This window comes from Nitrospiraceae bacterium (assembly GCA_019637075.1).
Lineage (GTDB): Bacteria > Nitrospirota > Nitrospiria > Nitrospirales > Nitrospiraceae > JAHBWI01.
Genome location: JAHBWI010000003.1, coordinates 596551 through 621570, shown reverse-complemented (window position 1 = coordinate 621570; position 25020 = coordinate 596551). Strand labels below are relative to the sequence as shown.

Sequence of the window (25020 nt, the reverse complement as noted above, 5' to 3'; positions counted from 1 at the left end):
GGAGGGTTAGGGCGTGACCGGCTTGCTGATGGGGTCTGCTTTTCCGAAATCTAGATCCGGCGCCAGGGACGGCCCCGCCAAAATCCCGGACACCGGCATTTTTTGTTCTGCCTCGAACCCAGGCTGACGAGCTTGCCAGTCGTTCACAGGTGGGTTGGCCGGCAAGTTGACCATGAACGTAGTGCCATGACCGATTTCGCTCGACACCTCGATGTACCCGCCATGTTCTTGGATGATTTGGTGCGCGATGGTCAAACCAAGGCCGGTCCCCTCCCGCTCGCCGCTTTCATGCTTGGTCGTATAAAAGGGATCGAAAATATGTTCGAGGTCACGAGGTGAGATACCCGGCCCACTGTCCTCCACCTCAATTTGGACCCACGGCTCGTTCACCTGTTTCATCAATTTCCTGGTCTTGACCGTCAGCCTCCCGCCCTGGTCCCCCATGGCTTCCATCGCATTGATAAAGAGGTTGAGCAGCACCTGCTTGATCTGCTGGCGGTCCAACCGAACATACGACAGATCCGGCGCGAGATCCTTCTGAATCGTGATCGCCTTGCTACTGGCCTTGACCTCGATGAAGTACAGGCAGGAGGCCACGACATCGTTGAGATTCTCCTGGGTGAGTTTGGGCGTCATGTACCGGGCATAGTCGAGGATTTCATGCACCAAGCGCTCGATGCGTTCTACGTCTTCGCACACCACCTGACTGAACTGCTCCATGAATTCGACATCGTCCCGGCGATCAGGCGCCAGCTGCACGAACGTCTTGATGGACGTCAGCGGATTCCTGATCTCATGCGCAAACCCGCCGGCCATGGTTTCCAAGGACCGGAGCCGGTCTGTGCGGCGCATCAGAAGCTGCGACCGCCTGAGGTCTTCGTACAGCAAGGCATTGTCGATCGCAATTGCCGCATGCTGAGCCAACGTCTTCAGCAAACTCAACTCTTCGGAGGAATACATACCTTGATTTGTTCGGCGGCCCAGGTTGCAAAATCCGACCAGCCGCTCCTTGCTGACGAGCGGAATGCAGACTTCCGATTCCAGACTCTGCAACCGATCCAATAGGCGAAGATACTCCTCGTCGACCTTTTCGTATTCAATCTCCTCCCGTACGAGAGCCGTATCAGTCCGGATCAGCGCCTTGGGAAGTTCGCCGTCCATCTTGATGGAGGACACCAACCGATCCCTCGAATTGAATCCGTAGGAAGCCGCCAAGGCATAGATCCCCTGTTCCTTATCGAGCACATAGACCGAAGCAGTCCTGATGTTCATGACGCGAGCCAGCGTCTGCACGATTTCTTTCGTCAGCGATTTGAGTTCGAGGATCGAGACCAGTGATTTGGAGAACTGCACCAGCGTATCGTAGGCGTCATAGCGTTCCCGAAACAGGGTCTGCCCAATGGCACGTTCGACCCCCTTCTGCAAATTCGCCAACCCGCCGGCGACGATCACAAATAGGGCGAACAGCACGCCCGCCAAGAGATAGTACAACGTCCCCGTAAACATCTTGATCGTCAGCAAGATCACCAGATACGCGGGAATGAGCCCGAGCAGCTTGATCGACAACATCACCTTCGGCCGGTTAGGGACGAAAGAGACGTCCATAAGTTCGTACCTGGCGATCGTGTAGGCCACGACCGTGACGGATAGGCCTGCCATGAGATAGCCGAGGGGATAGATGCCCAGCCCGTAATTTTGCAGCAGATCGATGGAGGCGGTGAACCCAAGCGATAGGGCGGCCAAGGTATATTTCAGTTGCGAGGCCAGAAGCGGCGTCGTCCCCGCGTACAGCCGATAGCCTTCGTAGAGCCGGTACAGCGTCAACGCGCCGGTACCCAGGAGATAGGCCGCAAACACCGGGTGCAACATCCCGGCCTTGGGGTAACGACCCCAATAGTACACATAGTGGCCGTCCAGCAGCAGATCGGTCATCGTCAACATGAAAAACAGTAATCCGATTGCATAGTGCCAACGCACCAGACGGTCCTGCCTGGCCATCCCCACGAGACTTTGGGCAAAGTGATAGGCCAAAGCGGGTACGAACACGACACCCGTATAGATCACCCTTGTCCAGAACTGAGCCTCATCCTCGTGCGAAGCCGAGAAGAGCATGAAACAGCCGAATAGCCATAGACAGGACGCCCCGCACAGCGCGCTGAAGGTCACGTTGGGTAACGCGCGGGGGTTGTTGCTGAAGACCCAGAGACCGCAGATCAAGAACAGGGTGCCGGCCAGCAGGGGCGGCGTCGAATGCCCCGTCGCGCGGTTACTCAATACGGCTCCGATCGAGGTCGCCACCACGATGATGCCCAGCACGATCGCATAGGCCAGCCCCTTGTTGAGGACGACGCTGATGTCCATCAACCGGTAACGCACGATCGCGTAGGTCATGATGACCGGATACAGGACGATCGCGAAGTTTCCATAGGGATAGAGGTCGATCGAAAAGATTGGAAGGTAGTCGAGCGCGCCGAAGATATACCCGATGGAGGTAGCGAGCAGGAAATACGAGACCTGGGTCCGCTTCTGTCCGGTCCGGTGGCTTCCGGTCGCAATCAACAAGAGATGGCTGTAGGCGACCGTGGCAAGCCACCACAACACGAAATACGGAAATACGAAGCCCGGCGTGGCGTAGTAAAAGGAGAACACCGGTCGGACGTCGTTAAAAAAGAAATCGGTGAACGCCAGGGGGACGAACAGCACCCCATGAATGTAAGTAGCCGTGAAAAACCTCGTCCGCGGCAATTCACAAAACGCATGGACGAAATGCGCGAAGAGGACGGGAATCCACACCACGCCGCAGGCAAACGCCAACCTCCAGGCCAGCAACGCATCAGACGGCGTGCGGGCAAGGCCGATCCACATGCTGCCCCATCCCCACACCGCCACCGACAGCGTGAAGTAAAACCAGAGACGGTTGACCGCACGCTCCCGCCCCTTCAAATACACGAAGTATCCGAAGGCAAGGGATGTCAGGCCCGTCAACAATCCTGACAGAGCGAAAGCGTTCATGAATTGAGCCTCACATCACGGGAGGGGGTAGGCGAGAACTCAACAGCGGCAGGAGCACGCAGACGCTGGAACCGTTGGACTCGGCTCCAGGTCCGCCGGGAACGGACAACAGGGCCTGTTGCACTCGAGGACGAGCGAAACAGTGAGCTCGGACGTATCCTCTCAGTTCCCACTAGGGAACAAGCCATGAGCATACTGAGATGATTGTACGGCTTTCGCGCGAGGAACTCAAAGGGAGCCACAGATCGCGCCGCCCCGAAGGCAAGGCCGGCGCAGCCTCACCCCACCCTTGCGCGAGCCTGCGAGCGGCCGGCCCTTCTTCCCGGCAGCGGCTCTCCCTGGGCAAAATGGTCGTAACAGACGTCCAACGCCAGGCAGAGATACTCGAGGCTCCTGCGCGCCGCAAAGATCACGCGCTCTTCCAAGTCCCGGGTGGTGTACAACTTCATCACTTCCAGCGCTTGGAGCGGATGCACCTCGTCGTAACGCGCATGATTCTCCATCCATGCGTAGGCCCGTTTGTCCAGGCTGATGCCCGGCATCTCTCCATACCGAGGAAATCCCTTCACGGTCAATTTCGCAATTCCTTGTGTCACTCCCTCGATCGCATAATTGGTTGCCGCCACCGCTTCCGCCAATGATCCTTGCGTATTGATCGACCAGAGCCAATGCGTCAAGGCTTCGACTTCCAACAGCGGCTCGACCGCAAAAATCTCCGCTTCAGGAATCCCGAACCCCTGCGCCATATGGACCCACTGCGCGGCATGCCGCTTTTCAATACGGATGTTGTCGATCATGAACGTGCGCGTCTTGTGATCCGACGCCCGGGCAATCGTCAGCGCAATCCATTTGGGGAAAGTCTCGATGAAAGGATAAAGCTGAAGCAGCCAACCCTTCATTTGCGGCAGCGAGAGCGTCGCCGTGGAGGCTTCTTGGACCAAGCGGGTCTCGAGGACGGCCTCCCAGTAAGGCTTGAGCTCCCGCTTCATCTCCATCACCCACACTGGGTCGGCCCCGCCTTCCGTGGCCCGCATCTTCGGCGATGGTTCGCGCCGCGCGGGGGCATGCGTCACGGTCGTCTGTTCCAGTAGTCGAGTGGCCTCCTCCGCCAGACTGTCGTGCGTCCCGTGGATCGTCAGCAAGGCGTCCTTCTTCATCAGCGCATCTTGAAGCACTTCCTCCAGGGCTGACTGCAACATCCGCCGCTCGAACTCGCGCACCGCCGCCAGCTGAATCTCGACAACGAACTTGTGTGAATGATCCGGTCCGGCCGGGATGCAGGAAATCACCTGCCCCGACACGTTGAGGTAACACACGCCGGTCCCGACACGAAACTGAAGCGACAGGGGCGCGCCCGATCGCATGAGACAGTTCGTGGCAAACCGGATCCGCTCCGGGCTGACCGAGATGGTCACACCCTCAAACTCAGGCGCGCCACCTTGAACCCGCACGACGACAGGAATCCCGATCAGGACCGGATTCGGCCTAGCCGCTTCACTGCCTTCGTCGGCCTGAACCTCTCCGAGCTTCCCTTTTGGATAGACCGCATTTCCCTTTTTGGGCATGGCGCCCCTCCTTCGGTGAGAACCGGCAGCCTCACGAGCGGTGGCGGGAATACAACCACTGACGAGCGTCGTGGTCTACGCCGGCAGGTTGAACATGATTGCGATCTGTAAAAAAAAGATGACCCGCTACAAGAATGATCTTCCCCGCGGGGAGGATCACATTACAGGCCCGCACTGATGAGTCCGCAATGAATGTTAGCGCGAGAGACGCACATCACGGCCGACTACGTCGCGCGATGGGCTGCATGAAAGTTGTGGTGACCATGGAACTGGCCCACGCAGGGATGACGAATCGTCTCGGATACGATGTCCTTACTTAATCGAATGGAATTCGATTGTCAATGAACGAACGGCTCTATTGACTCAAATACAACCTTCTCCCACAGGAAAACACCTAGATCATCACGGCCCCGATCGTCCCAGGCCGGACGGCTCTAGGGAGATCCAGGCAGTGTGCAACTCCGAAACCGACACGCCTCACGCCGAGTCACTCTACACGCAGGATTGTCTTTCCCTGCAGCCCTGTGCTATCCAGCTCAGCAAGATGGCCTCGCGTTCACAGACACCAGCGACAGCTGGCGCCAAGCTCCTCCGGTTCGGGATCCTTTTCCTGCTGTTGACGGAGCTCGGCGGTTGCGCCAGTGCCCCTCCGGTGACGGAGGGCTATCCGATTCAATCTGCCATGCCGGGCAAGACCACAGCCCAGCTGCTGTCCTGTGCCGGTACTCCGACGCGTCAGTCGACCGAAGGTGAGATCACGCTGCTCCGGTACTATCGGGAAGCGCCGATGCTCGAGGAATCGGTGGTGGGGTCGAAAGGCAGCCATGCCGGGATCCATCACGGTTGCTGGGCCACAGTCGTGTTACGGGACGATCGCATTGAGGCGGTGCGCTACCGATTCGTCCCCAACTCCGTCGACGCATCCAACGATTGCGAAGAAATATTTGCCAATTGCCAGTAGCAGGAAGGCGAGGAACGCGGCCCGTCATGGCGACAATCGACTGCCGTAAGCCGGGGTGCAGTGGCGGCTCGTCAGGCCCTGTTGAGCCGGCTCAACACATCGGTGTGAGCACGCCACTGCAAGCCTGGATCCTCACACTGAGCTTTGCCGTCCTAACCGCCCTTCCGTTGATCCCCGGCTCTGCCTTCGGCTTGGAAAAATACGGTCGCCCACTTCCTTCGATGGAAGAAACCGACCATGAGGAGCGGGAAGAAGAAGAGAGTTTATTCGGTGGATATCTGCTGACCGCCGCATTCGTCAGAAACCCCACCTTCGCCGCCAGACCAGACAATTCCGGCCTCGTCGGCATGCGCCACATGCTGCATCTCGAGACCGATCTCTACAAACAATATCTCACGTTTTATACCGATCAGAATTTTTTCTCGGACCGGACCAACGGCTGGATCAGGCTGTCGGAGTGGGACGGCACCTACGCCTTTACCGGCATCATCGATCGTTTCTCATGGCGCCTTCAATACGAACGGGACGCCCCGCTTGATCGAAGCGGAATCATCCAGTCCTATGCGGACGCGCTGGTCACTGCGCGCTTCCAGGCTGTGCAGGACTCCTCCTGGTGGCGGAAGACCTTCCCCAACCAAAACCTCACCGCCTATGCAGGCGCCGGCTGGCTGTTCCATAACAGCAGTTATTTCGCCCGCCCCAATAACACCGGACGCGCCCTTTTCCGGTATGTCGCCCACGCCGACCTCGACCTATACAAAAACAAAGTCGTGCTGTACGGGGATATGAATTTCTTCACGGATCGCGATGCGAGCAGTGCGGTCAACCCATCGGAGTTGGATTGGATCGTGGGGATCGCGGTACGTTGGAAGGAAATGGAACTGGCGTTCTACCGGGAGGAGGATCGTCCACTCGATCAGTCGGGGTTGGTCCAGAAGTACCTGGCAGTCCAGCTCCGCTTTTCATTCGACGTGCCCAAGAGCACGCTGGAGCGGCTCGGCTTCAGGCACTAGCCGGTTGGGGCCCGCCCACGTAGCGACGTACTTCCTGCACATACGTCTTGAACGGGTCCGGCATGAAGAACGGGGCAGCCCCTCGCAGCCGGAAATTCGACCAGTTGATCACATAGTCACAAGGCATTTCCTCTTCTTCCCCGCCCGACGACTCAAAACCCGTCGAGGAGCCGGCCCCCAACAGATGGCGAATCAATTCCCCCCGGCCGAAGGCCCGCGTGTTACGAGGCGGGTTGTCCTCGGCCATCGTGATCACGCGATCGGTCGTGAGGCGAAGACCACGCCCTTCTTCTTCCAACCCAAAGTAGAGGCCCTTGGCCTGATGCAGATTGTGGTACTCGAGATCCAAGCTTTTCAGCACCGGATCATCCCACTCGGCCCCCTCGGCCTCCCGATAGGTTTCGAGGAGCCAAAGTTTCGAGGCCCAATCCACCCGTCCCACCAGTCCCTGGTAATCACCACGCAGCCCGGCCAACACCGAGGCCCACTGGTCCAACACCCAATCCGTTTCCTCATCCTGGCCACGGCAATGGCGGTCGGCCGCCATCCAAAACTGCTCCTGAATATCGATGGCCGAGATGGATTGGCCGGTTTCCAATCGCACCTCCCAGGTACGATCGGCGTCCCGCGAAATCTCCTGTAACGCATCGACGGGATCGCTGATGGCAAGACCGGCGGGCGCCTGCCCTGCCTCGATCAGTTGGAGGACCAGTCCGGTCGTGCCCATCTTCAGGGCGGTGGCGTACTCCGCCATGTTGGAATCGCCGCAGAGCAAGTGAATCCGCCGGTACTGGTTCGGATCCGCCAGCGGTTCATCCCGCGTATTGACGATCGCCCGGTTGTGCTGCACCCACTCGAAAAAATCGTTCACGATGAAATCGGCCCGCTGTGAAATCTGATACGGCAACAGCAGGCGATTGCGCGCATCGCGCAGGCCGGGACGGTGAAGCAAGAGGCCGCCGATCTGCACCCATTCGTTGGGATCGCTGGCACATCCGATGCGTCCGGCGCCCGTGAAGATTTGCCGCGTCACCAAAAAGGTGACCAGCGGGGTGAGGCCACGGCGAGAAAATGGAAACCGCCTGGAGACCAGATAGTTTTCGTGCGACCCGAAGGTCGCATCGGTCTCATGGTCGATGTTGTTCTTGATGATGGAGACGGTGTCTTCCAAGCCCAGCTCGGCCACCGCGCCCTGGATGATTCGGTCGCCGGCCCGATCGGCAGCAACCAAATCCGTGAGCGTCGTGCATTCAGGCGAGGCATATTCGAGATGCCCCATGTCGAGATACACCCGACCTGCATTGGTCAAGAAACCGCCGTTTCCCGGCGGCTCGTCATGGCCTCGATGGTGAAGGTCGAGAATCCCCCGCCGTCGGCTCTGGAAGATATGGTCCCGGATCCGCTGGGCCACCCACGAAGGCGAGTGGTCCGGCCGATCCTGATTGACCAGCAATCCATATTCAGTTTCCAGACCAAAAATACGGTTCAGCATTGGTAACGACAACCTCGATGCCGGCTATGGCTCCGATTTGAGCACGGCCGGCAACATCGCCCCCAGTTCGTCCGCCCCGAGGGCACGATAACGCGACGAGCCACGCCCGCTCCGCTCGAGGACGACGCATTCCACCGACTTTTCCGCCACCGTCCGTCGTAAGTGCGACAAAAGCCTGTCCCTGCCGGGCAGGTCCGCCGCAGTCGCGTCCGACGCGGGCGCCTCGGCGCCGGAATCGGCCGTCTCCATCTGGGCAAGCGATCCGACGGACCAGGCGCACAGGGCCGCTTCAACCGTCTGTGCCAGGGTTCCCCGGCCTGATCCCGTCTGCGCATCGAGATAGCGGCCGATGTGCCGCTGCACCGCGGTCGTGGCACCCAACGCCGCCCAGCGCCGGGTTTCCTCGAACGTCCCGTCGTAATTGATCGTCAGAAATACATCGCGTTCCGGCTTTTGCCCCAGTTCCGCCAGGAGAATCTTCACAATGAAGGGCGCTTTATAGATCTCCTCGAAGGCCTGCTTGATCACCGGCGCCAACCCGTACTTCATCAGCCTGGTTCCCGTCACGTCCGACGGCGACCGGTTGAAGCCCTCGACGTGGGCCATCTCCAGCAGCGAGAAGCGCAGCTTTTCCAAGTCGGCTGGATGGCCCATCCCTCCCAGCGCAATCCGATCATAAATTTCATACAGCTTCGGCGTGCCGCGGCTCACCGTCACGAGGACGAGGCCGTCATCGTAGGTTACTCCCACCACCGGAGCGCCTTGCTTGAATTGCTCATCCAGGTACTGGCGACGATTGCCGACCGCCTCCACCCACCGATAGGGTTCGTCATACATGGCGTGCCACCTTCGTTTCGAACAGAGCCTTGAGTTGTTGATCCTCTATCGGCCGCACACCGGCCGAGGTAATCAGTTTGATCACCGGATAAAGATTGGACTCTCGATTCACCCCTCCGGTCGCGCTGTCGAACTCCGCCGCGCTCGTCAGCAGTCGCAGCGCCTGGATGGTCGCCTGTTCTTCGTCCAGCGTGGCCAGGGGGGCCTCCCAAGTATTCATATAGTGCAGAATTCCTCGAATGGTCGGTGAGCCGGACCCCGACACCGCATACTCGACCCCTTCGAACTCGGCCCCCAGAATATCGTAGAAATAAATTTTCGCCGCGCCCTGGTCGTGATCATACCCGGCAAAGATCGGAGCCACCGCACCGGTACCCGCCAACGCCGCCGCCACGTTCTCTTTGAGGAGTTTGGACACGGCGCGCAATTTGCCCTCGAAGCTGAGTTCCTGCAATTGTGTACGCCGATAGTACTTGAACGAATGCTCCAACACCCGGACCATTTCATAGGCGGTGGCCGGCACCCCCGCAATGGCCATCACGCTGTAGCGATCGATTTCCAGTACCTTGTCTGTCCGGTCGTACATCACCATATTACCGGCTGTGGCCCGCCGATCACCGGCGACCAATACCCCGTCGCGATAGCGCAATGCCAGAATCGTCGTCGCCTGAGTCAATTCCGCGCCGGCCCCGTTGACCGTAGCCGGATTCCCAAACCGATACCCCTGTTCCTTCAAGAGCTGAAAGAAATCCCCTTGCATCCCCATCTCCTACCTCGTTGATCGTCAAACGTGCGCTGTGAGACGGCCGCCATCAAAGAGCGACTCGCTCTGCGCATCGCAGGTCGCTCGTCCCACGTCCGACGTCTCACGTTTTCCGTCTATTGTCCCGTCCGTTGCCGGTATCGCTCCGCCTGCTTGGGATCGACCTTCCGCATACGCTTGAGCAAATTGTCCTTGTCCGGCGACCCTGTCTCCGGCCGTCGCGGCCCCCCGCCTTCCTCCGATGGCGAAGGCGACTTCGGCATAGGGTCCACAGGACCTTCCCGGCGTTCCGGCAACATGCTGTATCTCATCGCAGCCCATCCTTTCGTGCGTTCCATCGGGAGACTGCATCGGGCCCGGAATCGGCCGCCTCCAGCACGGCGGCGCAGGCCCGCACGGCATCAGGATCGAACAGATCTCCCATCTCCAACGTTCGAGCGCGAAGGCCGCCCGTGAACTGAATTCTTTCCCACTGCATCCCTTTGATCTCGCTGCCGAATCGCCGCACGCACAGCCCGCGGAGCCCGCCACGGGTATCTGCAGGGCCCACCGCCATGGCCTGGGTAATGTCCGACTCCGTCGTCATGCGCCAGGTCTTTCCCTCACTCTCCAAGCCCATGAAGAGACTCCGCTCGGGATTCACATTGTGATATTCCAAGTCCAGGCTCGCCAACCAAGGATCGTCCCACCCAATCCGCTCCTCCCGCACGAACGTCTCGAGCAGCCATAGCTTCGTCACCCAATCCACCTTCCCTACGAGCGATGGGCGATCATCGGCCAGGGCTTTCAGCGTTTTCGCCCACTCTTCCAGAACCCAGGCGGCATCGGCATCGCCGTCCCAGTTCATGCGAAGCGCGGCATTGAGATACTCCTCCTGCAATTCGAGCGCGGACCGTTCCCGCCCGTCCGTCAGACGAATCATCGCCTTGAGTTCCGGGTCCCGCGACAGGTCCTTCACCGCCGCCACCGGTTGAGCCAACTCGATCACAGGAGCCGTGCCTTCACGGATCATCTCGAGCACAACTCGCGTCGTCCCGACCTTCAGCGCAGTCGCGTATTCGCACATGTTGGCGTCGCCGATAATGAGATGGAGGCGGCGGTACTTGACCCTGTCGGCATGGGGTTCATCCCGCGTATTGAGGATGGGACGGTCGTGCATCGTATCGACCCCCAATTCCGTCTCCATGAAATCAGCCCGCTGGGACAGTTGAAATCCCCCGGGCTTGAATCCAGACTCCTGCGCCTCCACACCGACCTTTCCCGCTCCCGCCACCACCTGTCGGCTCACCAGAAACGGCAAGAGCCCCGCGACCAGCCCGTCGAATGGGACGGAACGGGGCACGAGGTAGTTATCGTGACAGCCGTAACTATGGCCGTGGAAATCCGTGTTGTTTTTATAGAGCTGTACGCAGGGCCCACCGAGCTGTCGGTTGCGCCGGTCCGCCGCCCGTTGGATGAGGCGTTCCCCTGCACGATCATGGGCCACCAAATCCTTGAGCGTACGGCACTCCGGCGTAGAGTATTCGGGATGGGTATGGTCGTTGTAGAACCGCGCGCCGTTGGGCAGCACCAGATCGCTCTTCATTTCGTGAAACGAAAAGGGCCGATGCGCGTCGACCTTGGCGAACTCATCCTCTTCCTTGTCCTGCTGCAGCCCCTGGACCCGAAATCCCCTGGCATCCTCGTGCGGATCCTCACCGCCATAGTCCCAACGGCGCTGAAATCCCCCCTCCAAGTGCGCGCGCACCAGCGCCATGGATTCCTCGACGGGATCCACCACATCGAGGTCCTCGCGCGTGATGCCGTATTCCGTTTCGATGCCGAACAGACGCATGGGTTCAGATAATTTGGTTCACCAGCCGCTCTTCCGTTTGTCGACCGCGCCGGAATGATGACACCCCCACCACCTGCTCCGGATGGTGATCCAAGAGCTTCAACCACTCTTCGGCCGCGTCGTCGGGCGGGAGCATCTCGCCCTCCCGGTATTCCTGATCGACGGCGTCCAACAAGTCAGCCAGCCTCAGCCCGTTGTCCGCGGCCTCCGCTCCCTGCTCGATCGCCCGTTCGACCGCCCGCTCCTTCGCCCGTTGAACGATCGAGGACAGAATGGCGCCGCTGACCATGTCCCCCCGATACAACACCTTGTTCTGGCCATTGCGCAGACGAATCGACAGCACGCGATTCTGATCCGACTTGGCAAAAAGCCGCTCGACGATCTCCTCGATCACGGCCTTGCGCGCCGCATCGGCGTCTGACGCATGCTCCTCCAGTAAACGCCGTTCAAGCGGTAACGCAGCCGTCAGATACACGCCGAGAATTTCGGTAGCCGCGGCCCGATCCGGACGAGCCACTTTGATCTTTCGATCGATACGCCCCGGTCTGAGCACCGCCGGGTCGATCAGATCCGGTCGATTGGATGCAAGGATGATGACCACATCCTGCAGGGATTCAATCCCGTCCATTTCGGCACAGAACATCGGCACCAGGGTGTTATTGATATTGAAGGAGCGCATGGAGCGGCGCGTGCCCAGCACCGACTCGGCCTCATCGATAAAGATGAACGGCAGGGCGCCTTCTTTCCGGCGAGCCCTGGCCTTGGCGAACAGGTCACGGACGATGCGTTCCGACTCGCCCAGCCACATATTGAGGATTTCCGGTCCTTTAATGTGGAGAAAGGCACCGCTGATCACGGGCGGGCGATTCGAAACCGCCCCAGCCTGGTTCATGGCAGTCGATTCCCCGACCACCTTCGCCAGGCTGGCCGCGGCCGCCTGACCGATCAGTGTCTTGCCGCAGCCGGGAGGTCCATAGAGGAGAAATCCCTTCGGCTGGGTGAACTGGTATCGGGTGAAGGTGTCGGCATGGAGCAAGGGGTATTCGATGGCCTTGCGAATCGCATCGATGGCTTGCCGTTGGCCACCGATCTGCTCCCAGGTGATCGTCGGCACTTCATCCAAGAGATGGTTCTTGGCTTGTCGTCCTTCAAACCGCTCGATGGCGATGCGGTGGGTGGGATCGACCCGCACCTCGTCGCCCTGCTTCAATTCGATTCCGGCGAGATCGCTCGAACGCTGGAGAATGAGGGCCTGGCGCCCCATATCTTGCTCGAACCTGATCCGCCCATCCGGCAGCGCTTCAGCCACCTTGAGGACCGGCCCGTTGCGATCGTAGCCGAGAGTCTTGATAACGGTGTAGGCCTCGTTGACGAGAATCTGGGTACCGATCTTCAGGTCGCCCGCGGCAATCCGCGGATCGATGTTCGCATAGTACTCGGCTCCGCCGACTACGATCCTGGCGATGCCTTCAGCCGGCACTTCGATCAAGAGCCCTACGCGGTTGGCCGGCGCCGTCAGCTTGGCGACCACCTCATTGAGCTTCTTGAACTCCATGTCGCGCTGGCCCTGTGCGACCGACTGGGCCATGATCAGGTGGCGCAGTTTGTAGAGCAATTTCTGGCGCGGATCCTGGTCGGGAAACGATGCCAGGCACTCGTCTATCAGGTCGAGAGGATCTGCGGACGTGGAGGCGCGTCCGGCCGGCTGATCCGACCGTTCGTGATGCTCCGGTCCGGCATCCCCGGGTTGGCGATGGTCACTCATAACAATTCCTCCTCGTACTTTGAATTCCAGTCATCCTAACACAGGGGCGAGCAGCGGCGTCGCGAGGAACCGGCCGGGTCAGTTGACCGGCTGGAGGGTCACGACCACCTGTTGTCGTCGGTTGCCGCGCATGAAATCCACGGTGACCTGATCCCCGACTTTGTGCTGCTCCATAATATCCATGAGATCGTCGATGGTCTCGACCGATCGTCCGTCCACCCCCACAATCACGTCTCCGAGTTCGATGCGTCCGCCCAGCGTTTCACGCGCCCCACGAAGCCCGACGCGTTCCGCCGCGCTACCCCGCCCCACCTTGCCGATCGCGAGCCCCTGCACGCCCCACCGGCGAGCCATGGCGTCCGGCACGAGCGAGACGCCCAGCCCCGGCCTGATCAATTTGCCGTGCTTCATCAACTCGGGCACGATGCGCGCCACGGTATCCACCGGGACCGCGAAACCGATACCAGCGAAGGCCCCGCTGGGACTGACGATCTGCGTGTTGACGCCGATCAACCGGCCGACGCTATCCAGTAACGGTCCACCGGAATTTCCGGGATTGATGGCGGCGTCCGTCTGGATCACTCCTTCAATCGTGCGGTTGCTCATGGACTTGATCGTGCGGCCCAAGGCACTGACCACACCCGTAGTCAGCGTATGGTCCAGACCGAAGGGATTGCCGATCGCGAGGACTTTCTGGCCGACCCGCAGGCTCTGGGAACTGCCGATCGAAATGGGCTGGAGCGAAGAATCAGGGGCCTGGATCTGCAACACGGCGACATCATGATCAGGATCCGCACCGACGAGCTTGGCCTTGTATTCCGTGCGATCAGCCAAGGTCACCGTGATGGCATCGGCTCCGTAGACGACGTGAAAGTTGGTGACGATGTGGCCTTGCTTGCTCCAGACGAACCCGGTTCCTGATCCCTGCGGCACTTCGAAGAGGTTAAACGACCATGGATCACGCTGCATAGCCGTATTGGCAATGAACACGACCGACCGGGTGGCTCGCTCGAACACCGAAATGGTGGCCTGCTCCTCCGGACTCAGGTCCGACGACACAGCCTGTTGCGCCCGCAGAGAGCCGTCCGCCGCATCATAGGCCCCGGCCACCGGAGACAGTGCGCTCAAGGTCAGCCAGACAACCGCCGCCAGCGACCCTATCTTGGTGACGCGCTTCGCGCGAACCTCAGGCATCTGGCTACTCACCGATCACCTGCACGATGACCTCGCGCGTCCGTGCTCGCGTATCGAAATCCAGGACCACGAGTTGTTGCCACGTGCCAAGAAGCATCGCGCCCTCCGCAAAGGGAATCGTCACAGACTGGCCTTGGAGTTGCCCGCGCAGATGACTATGCCCGTTGTCTTCCCCGGCATTGCGCGTGTTGTGTTGCCACGTCGGATCGGCCGGAATGAGCCGACTCCAGATCTCCGCCGTATCGGCGCGAATGCCCGGCTCATCTTCGATGATCAGCACCGATGCCGTGGTATGCCGGATGAAGATCGTGACGATGCCGGCTCGCAGCGCGCTGTCCGCCAGGGCCTTGTGCACCGAGGCCGTAATGTTCTCGAACCTGGTTCCCCCTTGCATCGAGACCCGCAAGGGGATCGTCTTGACCGGCATCCCATTATCCTCCTGTCATTTGCCGTAAGAGACGCCGCTCCCCGCCGGTGATGGCGCGGCCACGGGCTTCCTCAAGAACGGCATCGAAGGCGCCTTCAGCCGTTAAGCCGCGTAGGGCCTCGACGACCGCGGCACTCAGGATGCCTTCGCGCTTGAGCTCATCCAGATAGGCAAAGGCGTCCGATAACTTTTCCTGCTTCCGCACATAATAGTCGCGCCCTCGCCGTTGGTTGCTGTAGGCTTCGAATTGCTCGCAAGCGACCAACACTTCTCCGAGTTGTTTCACCCACGGACGAGATCGAGCCAACTTTTCCGGGTAGTAGTAATAGAGCATGACCGTGCCCATCCACCCCGACCAGATCACCCCGAGGTCTCTGAGCGACGGTTTGACCGTTTTCAGACAGCGAGCCAAGCGGCGCGCGTATCCGAGCCGCATTTCCACCTGTTCGCAGCCCCAGCGATCCATGCAAATGCCCTCGGCCTCGAGCGCGGCCTTGTGGAGGCGGAGGAATGCTTCGGTTTCCCGGCCATAGGGCGTCTTCGGATGCCGAGCCCGCCACTCACGCGGCCTCGTGGGGACGCCGTGCGAGCGCGCCCAGGACCAGATGCGCCCGAAAAGCCGTCGGTCCAACCCCGCCCGCCCCAGATCGTGCAGCAAACAAGCAATCTGATATTGTCGAACACGCTCCGGCCCATGGCCCAATCGCTGAGCGACGGCCGCACACATCCTGGCCGTCCGCAGCGCATGGGGGCAATCGTATCCGCGAATCATTCGGCCGCGGTGGTGAGGGTGCGGATAGTCGTAGAGACGGAGTAACCTGGTCGCGAGGGCACGAGATACCAGCAGGGGTGCGCGATTGGCCTGAGGCTTCGGCATGGAGGGTTGACAGCGCGTACGTGGATCAATGCGAGGGCCAGAATATCGTCCACCAAAAGAGGGTGTCAAGGTCGCGCCGCGCCAGTTCCGCTCGCACTGAGTGCCGGGTTTTGCTATGCTGCTCGGGAAATGAGCCGGTCCGGGAGGCACCCATGAGCAGGATGCAACGCGCGGGACTCTTAGCCTTGATCGCCACGACCATCTTCATCGGTCTGGCGTCGGACGGAAGAGCAAGCTCCGTAGACCAGCTGACGGACCTCACCGGCAAGGCAAGCGCCGTCGTGACTCTCATGAGTCGCGACAATTTCTCCAGCGAATACCGATACAATGTGAGTGTGCGCAATACCTCCGGTGAAGCCTTCATCGCGGACTCGTTGGTCGTCGTGTTGGATCGCATCACGAACATTGCTGGCGAGGAACGTGAGCCGCTGAAAAACGAGTCTCTGCTCGTGCGGATGGAGATACTGGGTCAAGACGGTGAAACCGAGGACGGCAAACCGTTCTTTAGAATTCCCGCCGGGGGGCGACCGGACCTCACACCTTATACCGAAAGTCCCCCCGCGGCGGTCCGGATCCGTAATCGTGATTACGTCGCCGTCTTCACCCCGTCCTTCCGAGTGCTTGGATTGAAACGCGAGCCGCCGAAAGCGAAAGGCGGCGAGGCAACGGCGGGCTCCTCCCAACAGAAAACCAGCACCGACAAACTGATTCAGTTGCTGCTCAAGAAGGGACTCATCACGGAGGAAGAAGCGCGTACCCTGCGATAACCATGGTCACGCCGGACTGCAAAGCCTGCCTGGGTACCTGGCCTTTCGCCGATCGTTTCATTACAGAATGCGGCATCACCCACGCCTATCTCCACGATGATCAATTCTTTCCCGGTTGGACCGTGCTCGTGCTGCAACGGCATGCGACCGAACTCTTTCATCTGACATCGGCCGAACGGGCTCGACTGATCGAAGACGTGTCCGCCATGGCGGGTGTCCTGTCCGACATCTTCCAGGCGGCCAAGATCAACTACGAACTCTTGGGGAACCAGTTGCCGCATATTCACTGGCATCTGATTCCCCGCTTGCACCGCGATCCGGCCCCGCTGGAGCCGGTCTGGCGTGTGGCACATGCCCCGCTCGCGATGGAACCCAACGCTCAGGCAGCCCTCATCGAGCGTCTACGCGCGAGGTGGAACGCGCACCATCAACGTGGATAGCCGCCCCGCCGCCCCCACACTGGCCGAGTCGGATCAGCCGACGCACCGATCCGCCAACGCCTTGCCCCGCAGTTTCCTGCGCTCGCTCGTCTGGGCCCTGCCGATCCATGCCCTCTTCGCCGCCCTCCTGATGGTCGGGGCCGCGCTGTTTTATACCTGGTCTGTTTCCAAGCAAGGCCTCTGGAGCCAGGTGGGAGCATGGTCGCTGACCGCGCTCTATGCGCTACTGGGCGCCGGCGGAGGTGCCGTAGCCGGGTTTCTCCATGCCGCCGCCGCAACGGTCGAACAGCTCGAACAGACTTTGCGCGCCTGGCTGCATACGCTCCCGGCCATCACGGGATTCGATCAAGGGCAGGGCGAGTCGATTCAGAAAATACGCGCGCAATACGGCAGACTGCTGGACAAATGGTTGGGGAAGATTCTCGACCGGATCTGGATGCCGGGATGGCTCGATGCGTTCATTCGCTCGTCGGTGAGGGAAGCGATCGTGGATCGCTTCATTGCCTCATGCGAACAGCGGGGATTGGCCGTAATCGCTCCGCAGGAGTTCCGCAATTGGCTGCTCGCAGAGGGAGTCAGCCTGGGCTTTCTGCCGCTGCACAACCAACTGTTCTGGTGGCGCTATGTGATTTTGGGCCTCCTTAGTATTTTGGCCCTGCTCGTCGTGATCCTGGGCTATTGGTCGACCTGAAACAGAGCCGGGCCGGCCGGGGAACTATCTCAGCCTACCTCCCGGCTTCAACTCATCGATCAGCCGATCCGCCATCCGCAGGGCCAACGCGACCACGGTCAGCGACGGCGGACCGGCGCCGGCCGTCGGGAACACAGACCCACCCGCGACGTAGAGATTCCGCATACCGTGGACAAGACCGTACCGATCGACGACGCCGGCCCGCGGCGAATCATGCATCCGGGTAGTACCCATTTGGTGCTGATTCGACGCAAAGTCGATCTGGCTCTGCCAATCCTTTCCCTCGAGCTTCGGCCCGAGCGTCACTTTTGCCACGCCGGCCCGCTCCAGTTCCTCCGCAAAAATCGCACAGGTGCGATCCAACGTTCGCTGTGCCAACGCATCCAATCGCCATCGAACGCGAACCCGCGCGGTGCCCAATTCATCTTGTTCCTCCGACAGCGTGACGCGACTTTCCGCATCGGGAACCGGCTCGACCAGCGCGCGTAAGTGAACACGACTGACTTTCTGTCTCACGCCCAACCAGCGCGCAAGGAGAGTCTGCAACGCCTCTTTCGGGTGAGAGGCCAATCGAGTCAGCAGATCGGTCAGGCGCTCGCGCGGCCCCTCGCCGTCCACGACCCGGCGCCTGAGCCCCTCGAGCGCATTGGTGACAGCCGGATGCTCGCCCACGTATACGGAGGAGAACCAAATACTCGAATTCAGCAGGCGTTCCTCCCGCTGTAGGTCAGACGCCAAGTGACAGTACCCCGCGAAGCTGACTCCCTCTACCGCCACATCGGGATCGCACCGGTTGAATCGCTCGTCATACAGCCGGTTGTTCTTCCAACCATCGACGAACCTCACCTCACCGGCAAGCACGGACGGGTGGTCCATGAAGTAGCGTCCGACCAGGTCATAGCTATTCCCCAAACCCGCGCGTCTGGTCTTGTTCGAAGCCAGCAAGATCCTGGCATTTTCGATCGCTCCCGCGGCCAGCACGAAAATCCTGGCCGTGACCGTCATCTTGCGTCCCTTGAGAGAAAAGACGATCGCCCGCCGCGCCGCAACCGCAGCTGGGTCGGTTTCGATCTCGACGACAGTGGCATAGAGAAAGACTCGAAGGTGCGCGGCCCGGTCCAAGGCCCGATGGTAAAGAGATCCAAACGATTCCGGCGAACTGAACTGCGAGAGGCTGTCTGTCACGCGGCCGGCTGGGAGCGGGAGGCGGCGCACGTCAGCTCGCGCCAGTCGATCAACCCAGCTTCGAAGATCGTAGGAGTTGGGGCCGAGGCCCAGGGCGGTCTGCGCCTGGTCGTAGTGGGGTTTGAGGTCGTCAGGCCCGATCGGCCACCCGCTGTTGGGCACCCAATCGCGAATACGAAAATCCTGGTCGTCCAGCGGCTGGCATCGTCCGTCCCAGGCATTGGTCCCTCCACCCAGGTAGCGGCTCCGCGACCCCTCCGCCACCTCGTAGGGCACCCCCACGTTCTCGCCGCGTGAAAGATCCCTGATGGCACGGTCCGGTGAGAGCCCGCCGCTTTCAAGAAGACAGGTATCGATGCCTCGCCGGTCGAGTTCTCGAGCCAGCGTCAACCCGGCGATCCCGCCGCCGACAATGCAGACATCACTCTTGATAACGGCGCCGAACTCGACTTCCCTGGCATCAATAAACATGGAGCCCATCCAACCGCTGTGCCGTATCGCCCCGGCCGGCGCAAAATCCTCCGGCTGTCACATGAATCTGAAGGAAGACTGGATGGAACCGCGCACGACTTCACGGTGCGCCCCACGCTCCGACCGGCTGGACACCGGCAGGACCGTGAAACACGGCTAACTTGATTTAAGAATAACTACGCGTAGGCATCACCATTCAGCCATAATACGTATATCTCCTCCATAATGCAACCCACCGCTTCTCCACGAGGTCTGTACCGTCGAATACGCCCTATCTGACCTGCCTGCCACAACAGAGCCCCAGGCAAACAGATATCTTCTTCGCCATTGCCCCTTCGGAACGGCAAGCCAAGAGTTGTTGTCGTTTGCGCGTATGGTATATAAAAGGGTGTTTAGGCATTGGAGACGGCTTCCGATACCATGGTCCCCTTACGAGAGATTGCATCTGCAGGCGCATGGCTACTGACTGCCGCCCTGTGCCTCGCCCATTCATCTGCCGCGGCCCAAGACCTTCCGGCCGCCTCGGAATCGACCCAGATTCAAGAAGAACGACTCCCCTCCGAGCCCCACGAAGCTGCGATTCCCGTTGGGCCACCGCCGACGCCGCCTGCACCTCCGGCTGGCGCGGCCGTTACACCATCTGAGCCTTCGCCGGTGCCACCGCCACCGTCGGCGCCAGTCTCCCCAACCAGTCCTCCGCCACCACCGGCAGCCGCAGCCGTACCACCCCCGCCGCCTTCCGCCGCAGAGCCGGCAGCAGTGGCGGCGTCTCCGGCTGCGCCGATATCTCCGGTAGCGCTTCCACCGCTGGATGTCGTGGCCCATTCCCGGAAACTGCTGCAACTGGAACCGGATGCCCTGGAACCAAGGCTGAAGCTGGCCAACGCACTCTTCCAACTCGGGGAGACCGATGGGGCCATCGACGAATACCGAACGGCGCTTCGTTTTCACCCGACCGCTGCCCAAGCGCACGCGGAGCTTGGGACCGCGCTGATGGCCAAGCAGGAGTGGCGAAACGCCGTCAGCGAGCTCCAGGAAGCCATCAAACTCGACCCCTCGCTGACACAGGCGCACTACAGCCTCGGCACGATCCAATACACACGCGGCAACGTGCAGTCGGCCATCCAGGCCTACCAGGAAGCACTGCGTCGGAAACCGGATTTCGCAGAAGCCCATTACCGATTGGGGCTGGTGTTGAAACTGGCGGGCAAGGAAAAGGATGCCACCCAGGAACTCGAAGCCGCCGCCCTGGCCGGATTGGCCAAGGCTCAATATTTCCTCGGCAACGCCTACCGATCGGGCCAAGGCGTGGAGAAGAACCAAGTCATGGCCATCACGTGGTGGTCCCGCGCCTTTGAGCAAGGGCTGCCGGAGGCCGCCCAAGCCCTCACGCAACTCCGACGATTGGCTGCGGTGAAGGGTTCACTCCAGACGAAACAATCCAAAGCAGCCGCCGACGCCTTTCGCGACTATTGCGAACAGATTTGGCTGGATTTCCCGGATCTCGATCGCGACCGGAACGGCGCCACCGTCGGCACCACGCTGCTGAAGCTCGGCCGCACGGCCGATGCGCTCCCCGTTCTTCTCAGAGAAGCCTATGCCCTCAACGACGCGGCACACGACGCGCTGGTGCGGCTCTACGAACAAGGGCTCGACAGTCAATTACCTCCCCATGGTCAATGGATCCTCACGTTCCTCGATAACACGGCCGGTGATGGAGTCGTCCCATCCAAGGTGGCGCTCGCCCGGATCTATGGTAAGGGGCAAGGCGTTTCCGTCGATCTCCCCAAAGCCAAGGGATATCTCAAGGGGCTGCCCCGCGACGACGCGAAGCGCATCCTGGAAGAGTTCAACGCCGATAGCACCAAGCCATAGCGGGCGTTTGCCATGGGCCAGGCGACACGTGTGTTCTTCAGCACTCTGTGGTTGCAGGCGGTGACGACCGGTCTCGTCGCCACCCTGCTGGCGGCGTTGCTCTGGGCGTGGGCGCCGGCCCTCTACTCTGCCCTCGATTCCGGCCCTTACGATACCTGGCTCACACTTCGACATTCGCCTGCTGCCAGTCCCGATATCCTGCTCATCCTTCGCGACCAATCCGCTGATCAGCAATTCGGCACCGGCCTGTGGGACCGCAGTCTCGTCGCCCGCAGCATCACCGCGCTACATGACGCCGGCGCCTCAAGGATCGGCATCGATCTTCCAATCGACCGACCCAGCCCCCCGAACCTCGGTGGGGCGGTGAGCGACGCCCTCCTGATCGAAGCCATCAAGTCTGTCGGGTCTGTGGCGTATCCGCTGTACCCTCAGTCCTGGATCGGGAGCGATCCGACGCTCGAATCATCCGGCAAGGGCACACTTCCCCCGGAACCCGCGTCCATCCTTCCCGAACTCGATCCGGATCGGGTCGTGCGTCGGCTACCGCTCTCGAGCCATGTCGGCGCCCTTGATCTCCCGGCCTTTGGCGTCCTCTTGGCTATGAAATCGACGGCCGAGCATCCTAATACGGAGAGGCTTCTTGGCCCCTCTTCTACAAACCTGCTCCTGAGTGTGGTGCAGGACGGAAGCGCCACGGCATTCCGCTCGATCAGCTTTGCCGACTTCATGAAACTACTGGACGGCAAGCATGGCGACGAGCTTGATCATATGATCAGCGGCAAGATCGCCGTGCTGTTGTTGCAGCCCAGGCAAGCTCCTGCTTACCTGCTTCCCTCAGGCCAGGAAGTGTCCGACGGCCTGCTGCACGTGCATCTGCTCAATACTCTGCTGACCCGTCACTGGATTCATACCATTCCGGCCGGAGGTCGGCTGGCGGTGGCGATTGCGCTCGCTGCCGGGATCGCCTACGTGACGCTGCGACGGGCAAATGCCGCCGGGTGGCTGTTCGGCGTGGCTAGTCTGGGCATCTATACGCTCATCGTGCTGGTCTCCCTGTGGGGCATGCAGGTCGTGTTGCCGGTCGTCTTACCCTTCACAGCTTCCAGTTTAGTCTTACTGACGACAGGGCTGCTCGGTCACGTGATGGCATCACGGCGCATGGCGCTCGTGGAGCAGGACATGCTGCACATACAGCAGGATCTCAGCGCGGCGCGTGAGGCCTTGGTCTGTAGGGAGAATGCGGTCGAGTCGCTCGAAGAGGATTTGGAGTCGGCCCGAATTCAGGCATCTCAGTCTGCCACGAAAGAAGCCGAGCTATTGAAAACTTCCGCCGACCTCCACCATCGGATGCTTGAGGCGCAGCAACAGGAAACAGCTGCGCGCAGTCGCATCGATGAATTGGAACGACAGTTGGGCGGTTTGCGCACTGCGGCCGGAAGTGGTGGCCCGCTGGGGGATGTCGAGCAGGATCAACTCCGCCGCGAATGCGAGCAATTGGGCATCGTGACCAGACACCCCAGGATGCTGGGGGCATTCCGCGACATCAAGAAGGGCTCTCGGTCGGCGGTGACCGTGCTGATCCTGGGTGAGCCCGGCACGGGGAAGGAACTCTTCGCGCGGGCCGTCCATCGCTTGAGCCCTCGCGGCGCCAAAGCTTTTGTCGCCGTGAACATGGCGGCTATTTCACCCGAACTCTTCGAGAGCGAACTGTTCGGCCACGTCCGAGGCAGTTTCACCGGCGCCCTCTCCGACCGGAAGGGCTTCTTCGAACTGGCCCATCAGGGCACGATTTTTCTCGATGAGATCGGCGACCTCCGGCTCGACCATCAAAGCAAACTGCTGCGGGTGCTCCAAGACAGAACATTCTATCGAGTCGGGGCGACGACCCCCACGACCGTCGACGTTCGCATCGTGGCCGCGACCAACAAGGACCTTCAACGCGGCGTCTCCGAGGGTTGGTTCCGAGAAGACCTGTATTTTCGATTGAAAGGGCTGGTATTGACGCTCCCACCCCTGCGCGACCGTCCGGAGGACATCGGCCCGCTGGCGGAGCGTTGTCTGAACGAGCTGACGCGGGGAAGCGACCGTCCTCCGATGCAGCTGTCGCAGGAGGCGCTCGAGACCCTGGCCCATCAACCGTGGAAAGGGAACGTCCGTGAACTACGGCAGTGCCTTGAGCAGGCAGCCGCCCTGAGCGACCGACCGATCCTCACGGCCCTCGACTTGCGGCTTGATGGGACTGCGACAACGGGAGCGGTCGCCCGGCCCATGCCGCCGCTGCTTCCGGATGCGAGCGGGGACGCAGCCGTCTTGACGATACTCCGGCAACACGGGTTCGATATGCAAGCAACGGCCAAAGCTTTGGGTTGGGATCGCAGCACCGTCACCCAGCGGCTCAAGGGACTCTGCTTCCAAGCCCTCGTGCACAGTCGAGGCGATAAGGCTCAAGCGGCCGCCACGCTGGCGGGGGATTCATCCCTCACGAGAACGGTCGAACTGAAATTGCTCGATTACTACAACCACCTGCTCGAGACGATCCAACCCTTCACGGGAGCGGAGGAAGCCCTCGCGGACTGCAAACGCCGCTTCAAAAACCTGCCCGACCGCCACTTCAAGTCCGTTGAAGCCCTCGTGCGCGAACACTTTCGTCAAAGCGCCGCCGCGCCGAAGCCGTAACGTCTTACAGGCAGACAGTGGGCGGCACGTCATCGGGCTTGGCCTGAGCCACCCCGTTCGGCACGGGCCTTTGACGCCTCGACCTCGGGCAACGGTTGCCCCACTAGGCTCTTGAGATACGCCTTGTCGATGGCATCAAAGATCGCCTGACGGGCGCCCCCCTCAGGCCCCTCGACTGCGACCACAACATTGTGCACGGCCAAGCCGGCGCTCCGCCGAACACTCGGGGTACCCACTGTTTCGGTCGTGCTGCTTGCCTCCGGGAACCGGTCCACATTTATCGCGAGCCGCACGAGAAACTCTTGAGGAAAGGTCTCCAGCTTCTTCGCCTGGGCGCGCAGCTGATCGGCCTGAGCCACTACGCTCGCCTTGTGGTCGGCGACAACCTTGTTCGCTGCTGCCTCGAGCTTGCGCCCTTCCGTGTTCGCCCGCTCGACCTGAGCCTGCTGCTCGGCCGTAAATGGCGGATCTTTTCGGCTCCGCCGTGGCGCCCCATCGTAGGCGGAGCGCATCTGCGCCAATAGCTCTTTGTACCGCGCATTTTCTTCCGGTGGGAGTGTTTCTAACGCCTCGATCTGCTTCTCGATGGCCTTGCGTTCACCATATAGCCGATCGGCTTCCGCCTTGGGAAACTTGTAAAGGTAACCTCCGGCCATCGCCGGGGAAAAGGAGCCCTCCGGGTCGGCCTTGCAGAAGGACAGCTTGGGTTGCCGGGTGAAGTCGTATGCGGCACCGCGGCGTTCGCTGCTCGGGATCGGCGCAGGAAGGGCAGCCGCCAGCGCCGCCTCAGCGCGAACGGCGAAGGCCAGTTCCGCTTGGGTCGCCTCCCGTACCCCATCGACACAGTCAGCCCAAACCGTCCCGACCATCACGAACAGGCCCCCTAACGTGGACAGGGCGACCAATGAACGACCAAAGGTTCGAACCATTTTTCTCCTCCGATAATGGCCTGGGATATCCCAGGCGTCGGTCAATACCGTCGTTGCCGGCTTTCCGATCTACGCCACACTCCTCCGTGGGAGTGCCTCCGTAGAATTGTCCAGCCTGGGAAGAGTCTACCCAAATAGGTTCGACAGAACCAGAGCGATCTCTGGCCCGCTGCAAAGTGGATCACCGTAGTTCGGAATTACTTCCAGCCATGTAGGATCTGATTCATGCGGGTCTGTCCCCGCATG

General features: G+C 60.8%; 21 protein-coding genes. 7 read left to right on the top strand and 14 right to left on the bottom strand.

The features are described 5' to 3' along the window. Positions 1–6: 6 nt before the first annotated feature. Together KF814_10920 and KF814_10915 are read right to left on the bottom strand one after the other, a co-directional pair. Complete coding sequence (locus tag KF814_10920; protein MBX3236657.1) at positions 7–3012, bottom strand: GAF domain-containing protein; 3006 nt, start codon at positions 3010–3012, stop codon at positions 7–9. A 278-nt stretch (positions 3013–3290) separates the two neighbouring features. Beyond that, a complete protein-coding gene (locus tag KF814_10915; protein ID MBX3236656.1) occupies positions 3291–4577 on the bottom strand; it encodes an iron-containing redox enzyme family protein in 1287 nt (428 codons plus the stop codon). A gap of 451 nt (positions 4578–5028) precedes the next feature. Between KF814_10915 and KF814_10910 the strand changes: the two genes are divergently transcribed. Then, the gene (locus KF814_10910; protein ID MBX3236655.1) at positions 5029–5538 is read left to right on the top strand and encodes a hypothetical protein; all 510 of its coding nucleotides are present in this window, start codon (positions 5029–5031) and stop codon (positions 5536–5538) included. 26 nt (positions 5539–5564) lie between these two features. Then, positions 5565–6551, top strand: coding sequence for a hypothetical protein (locus KF814_10905; GenBank protein ID MBX3236654.1), 987 nt, complete (start codon positions 5565–5567; stop codon positions 6549–6551). Here the strand turns inward: KF814_10905 and KF814_10900 are convergent. The 9 genes from KF814_10900 to KF814_10860 all read right to left on the bottom strand — a co-directional run bounded on the left by KF814_10900 (position 6541) and on the right by KF814_10860 (position 15740). Beyond that, the gene (locus KF814_10900) at positions 6541–8043 is read right to left on the bottom strand and encodes a proteasome accessory factor PafA2 family protein (protein MBX3236653.1); all 1503 of its coding nucleotides are present in this window, start codon (positions 8041–8043) and stop codon (positions 6541–6543) included. The genes KF814_10905 and KF814_10900 overlap by 11 nt on opposite strands. Before the next feature lie 24 nt (positions 8044–8067). Next, positions 8068–8880, bottom strand: a complete 813-nt coding sequence (locus KF814_10895; protein ID MBX3236652.1) for a hypothetical protein — start codon at positions 8878–8880, stop codon at positions 8068–8070. Then, positions 8873–9646 carry a proteasome subunit alpha gene (locus KF814_10890; protein ID MBX3236651.1) on the bottom strand — a complete coding sequence of 258 codons (774 nt, stop codon included), beginning with the start codon at positions 9644–9646 and terminating at the stop codon, positions 8873–8875. Before KF814_10890 ends, KF814_10895 begins: the two co-directional genes overlap by 8 nt. Before the next feature lie 113 nt (positions 9647–9759). Further along, positions 9760–9954 carry a ubiquitin-like protein UBact gene (locus KF814_10885; GenBank protein ID MBX3236650.1) on the bottom strand — a complete coding sequence of 65 codons (195 nt, stop codon included), beginning with the start codon at positions 9952–9954 and terminating at the stop codon, positions 9760–9762. Next, complete coding sequence (locus KF814_10880; GenBank protein ID MBX3236649.1) at positions 9951–11477, bottom strand: proteasome accessory factor PafA2 family protein; 1527 nt, start codon at positions 11475–11477, stop codon at positions 9951–9953. Before KF814_10880 ends, KF814_10885 begins: the two co-directional genes overlap by 4 nt. Positions 11478–11481: 4 nt before the next feature. Then, positions 11482–13242, bottom strand: a complete 1761-nt coding sequence (locus tag KF814_10875; protein MBX3236648.1) for an AAA family ATPase — start codon at positions 13240–13242, stop codon at positions 11482–11484. Positions 13243–13320: 78 nt separating this feature from the next. Beyond that, complete coding sequence (locus tag KF814_10870; protein ID MBX3236647.1) at positions 13321–14436, bottom strand: trypsin-like peptidase domain-containing protein; 1116 nt, start codon at positions 14434–14436, stop codon at positions 13321–13323. Positions 14437–14440: 4 nt separating this feature from the next. Further along, the gene (locus tag KF814_10865) at positions 14441–14842 is read right to left on the bottom strand and encodes a secondary thiamine-phosphate synthase enzyme YjbQ (protein MBX3236646.1); all 402 of its coding nucleotides are present in this window, start codon (positions 14840–14842) and stop codon (positions 14441–14443) included. A gap of 25 nt (positions 14843–14867) precedes the next feature. Further along, a complete protein-coding gene (locus KF814_10860) occupies positions 14868–15740 on the bottom strand; it encodes a hypothetical protein (GenBank protein ID MBX3236645.1) in 873 nt (290 codons plus the stop codon). A gap of 152 nt (positions 15741–15892) precedes the next feature. Between KF814_10860 and KF814_10855 the strand changes: the two genes are divergently transcribed. From KF814_10855 to KF814_10845, 3 genes are read left to right on the top strand one after another with little or no spacing between them, the layout of a single operon-like run. Next, complete coding sequence (locus KF814_10855; protein ID MBX3236644.1) at positions 15893–16507, top strand: hypothetical protein; 615 nt, start codon at positions 15893–15895, stop codon at positions 16505–16507. A gap of 2 nt (positions 16508–16509) precedes the next feature. Then, entirely contained in the window at positions 16510–16947 is a 438-nt protein-coding gene (locus tag KF814_10850) for an HIT family protein (GenBank protein MBX3236643.1), read from the top strand. Next, positions 16940–17638 (top strand): hypothetical protein, encoded by a 699-nt coding sequence (locus tag KF814_10845; protein MBX3236642.1) that lies wholly within the window; start codon positions 16940–16942, stop codon positions 17636–17638. Before KF814_10850 ends, KF814_10845 begins: the two co-directional genes overlap by 8 nt. A gap of 24 nt (positions 17639–17662) precedes the next feature. On the opposite strand, the gene KF814_10840 is transcribed toward KF814_10845, so the two are convergent. Together KF814_10840 and KF814_10835 are read right to left on the bottom strand one after the other, a co-directional pair. After that, positions 17663–19294 carry a GMC family oxidoreductase gene (locus tag KF814_10840; protein MBX3236641.1) on the bottom strand — a complete coding sequence of 544 codons (1632 nt, stop codon included), beginning with the start codon at positions 19292–19294 and terminating at the stop codon, positions 17663–17665. 631 nt (positions 19295–19925) lie between these two features. Beyond that, positions 19926–20099: a hypothetical protein gene (locus tag KF814_10835; protein MBX3236640.1), complete on the bottom strand. Its 174-nt coding sequence runs from the start codon at positions 20097–20099 to the stop codon at positions 19926–19928. An 11-nt stretch (positions 20100–20110) separates the two neighbouring features. On the opposite strand from KF814_10835, the gene KF814_10830 reads away from it, so the two are divergent. Together KF814_10830 and KF814_10825 are read left to right on the top strand one after the other, a co-directional pair. Then, positions 20111–21169, top strand: a complete 1059-nt coding sequence (locus tag KF814_10830) for a tetratricopeptide repeat protein (protein ID MBX3236639.1) — start codon at positions 20111–20113, stop codon at positions 21167–21169. Between the two features lie 12 nt (positions 21170–21181). Beyond that, on the top strand, positions 21182–23845 hold the full coding sequence (locus tag KF814_10825; GenBank protein MBX3236638.1) for a sigma 54-interacting transcriptional regulator: 2664 nt from the start codon (positions 21182–21184) through the stop codon (positions 23843–23845). Between the two features lie 29 nt (positions 23846–23874). Here the strand turns inward: KF814_10825 and KF814_10820 are convergent, their stop codons facing one another. Beyond that, positions 23875–24774, bottom strand: a complete 900-nt coding sequence (locus KF814_10820; GenBank protein MBX3236637.1) for a hypothetical protein — start codon at positions 24772–24774, stop codon at positions 23875–23877. Between the last annotated feature and the right edge of the window lie 246 nt (positions 24775–25020).

What these genes read in the sequence shown, in the direction of transcription:
- KF814_10840 (MBX3236641.1), bottom strand. Translation starts at nt 19,294, where the DNA reads ATGTTTATTGATGCCAGGGAAGTCGAGTTCGGCGCCGTTATCAAGAGT.
- KF814_10855 (MBX3236644.1), top strand. Translation starts at nt 15,893, where the DNA reads ATGAGCAGGATGCAACGCGCGGGACTCTTAGCCTTGATCGCCACGACC.
- KF814_10885 (MBX3236650.1), bottom strand. Translation starts at nt 9,954, where the DNA reads ATGAGATACAGCATGTTGCCGGAACGCCGGGAAGGTCCTGTGGACCCT.
- KF814_10915 (MBX3236656.1), bottom strand. Translation starts at nt 4,577, where the DNA reads ATGCCCAAAAAGGGAAATGCGGTCTATCCAAAAGGGAAGCTCGGAGAG.
- KF814_10895 (MBX3236652.1), bottom strand. Translation starts at nt 8,880, where the DNA reads ATGTATGACGAACCCTATCGGTGGGTGGAGGCGGTCGGCAATCGTCGC.
- KF814_10820 (MBX3236637.1), bottom strand. Translation starts at nt 24,774, where the DNA reads ATGGTTCGAACCTTTGGTCGTTCATTGGTCGCCCTGTCCACGTTAGGG.
- KF814_10880 (MBX3236649.1), bottom strand. Translation starts at nt 11,477, where the DNA reads ATGCGTCTGTTCGGCATCGAAACGGAATACGGCATCACGCGCGAGGAC.
- KF814_10890 (MBX3236651.1), bottom strand. Translation starts at nt 9,646, where the DNA reads ATGGGGATGCAAGGGGATTTCTTTCAGCTCTTGAAGGAACAGGGGTAT.
- KF814_10875 (MBX3236648.1), bottom strand. Translation starts at nt 13,242, where the DNA reads ATGAGTGACCATCGCCAACCCGGGGATGCCGGACCGGAGCATCACGAA.
- KF814_10850 (MBX3236643.1), top strand. Translation starts at nt 16,510, where the DNA reads ATGGTCACGCCGGACTGCAAAGCCTGCCTGGGTACCTGGCCTTTCGCC.
- KF814_10920 (MBX3236657.1), bottom strand. Translation starts at nt 3,012, where the DNA reads ATGAACGCTTTCGCTCTGTCAGGATTGTTGACGGGCCTGACATCCCTT.
- KF814_10870 (MBX3236647.1), bottom strand. Translation starts at nt 14,436, where the DNA reads ATGCCTGAGGTTCGCGCGAAGCGCGTCACCAAGATAGGGTCGCTGGCG.
- KF814_10900 (MBX3236653.1), bottom strand. Translation starts at nt 8,043, where the DNA reads ATGCTGAACCGTATTTTTGGTCTGGAAACTGAATATGGATTGCTGGTC.
- KF814_10860 (MBX3236645.1), bottom strand. Translation starts at nt 15,740, where the DNA reads ATGCCGAAGCCTCAGGCCAATCGCGCACCCCTGCTGGTATCTCGTGCC.
- KF814_10905 (MBX3236654.1), top strand. Translation starts at nt 5,565, where the DNA reads ATGGCGACAATCGACTGCCGTAAGCCGGGGTGCAGTGGCGGCTCGTCA.
- KF814_10825 (MBX3236638.1), top strand. Translation starts at nt 21,182, where the DNA reads ATGGGCCAGGCGACACGTGTGTTCTTCAGCACTCTGTGGTTGCAGGCG.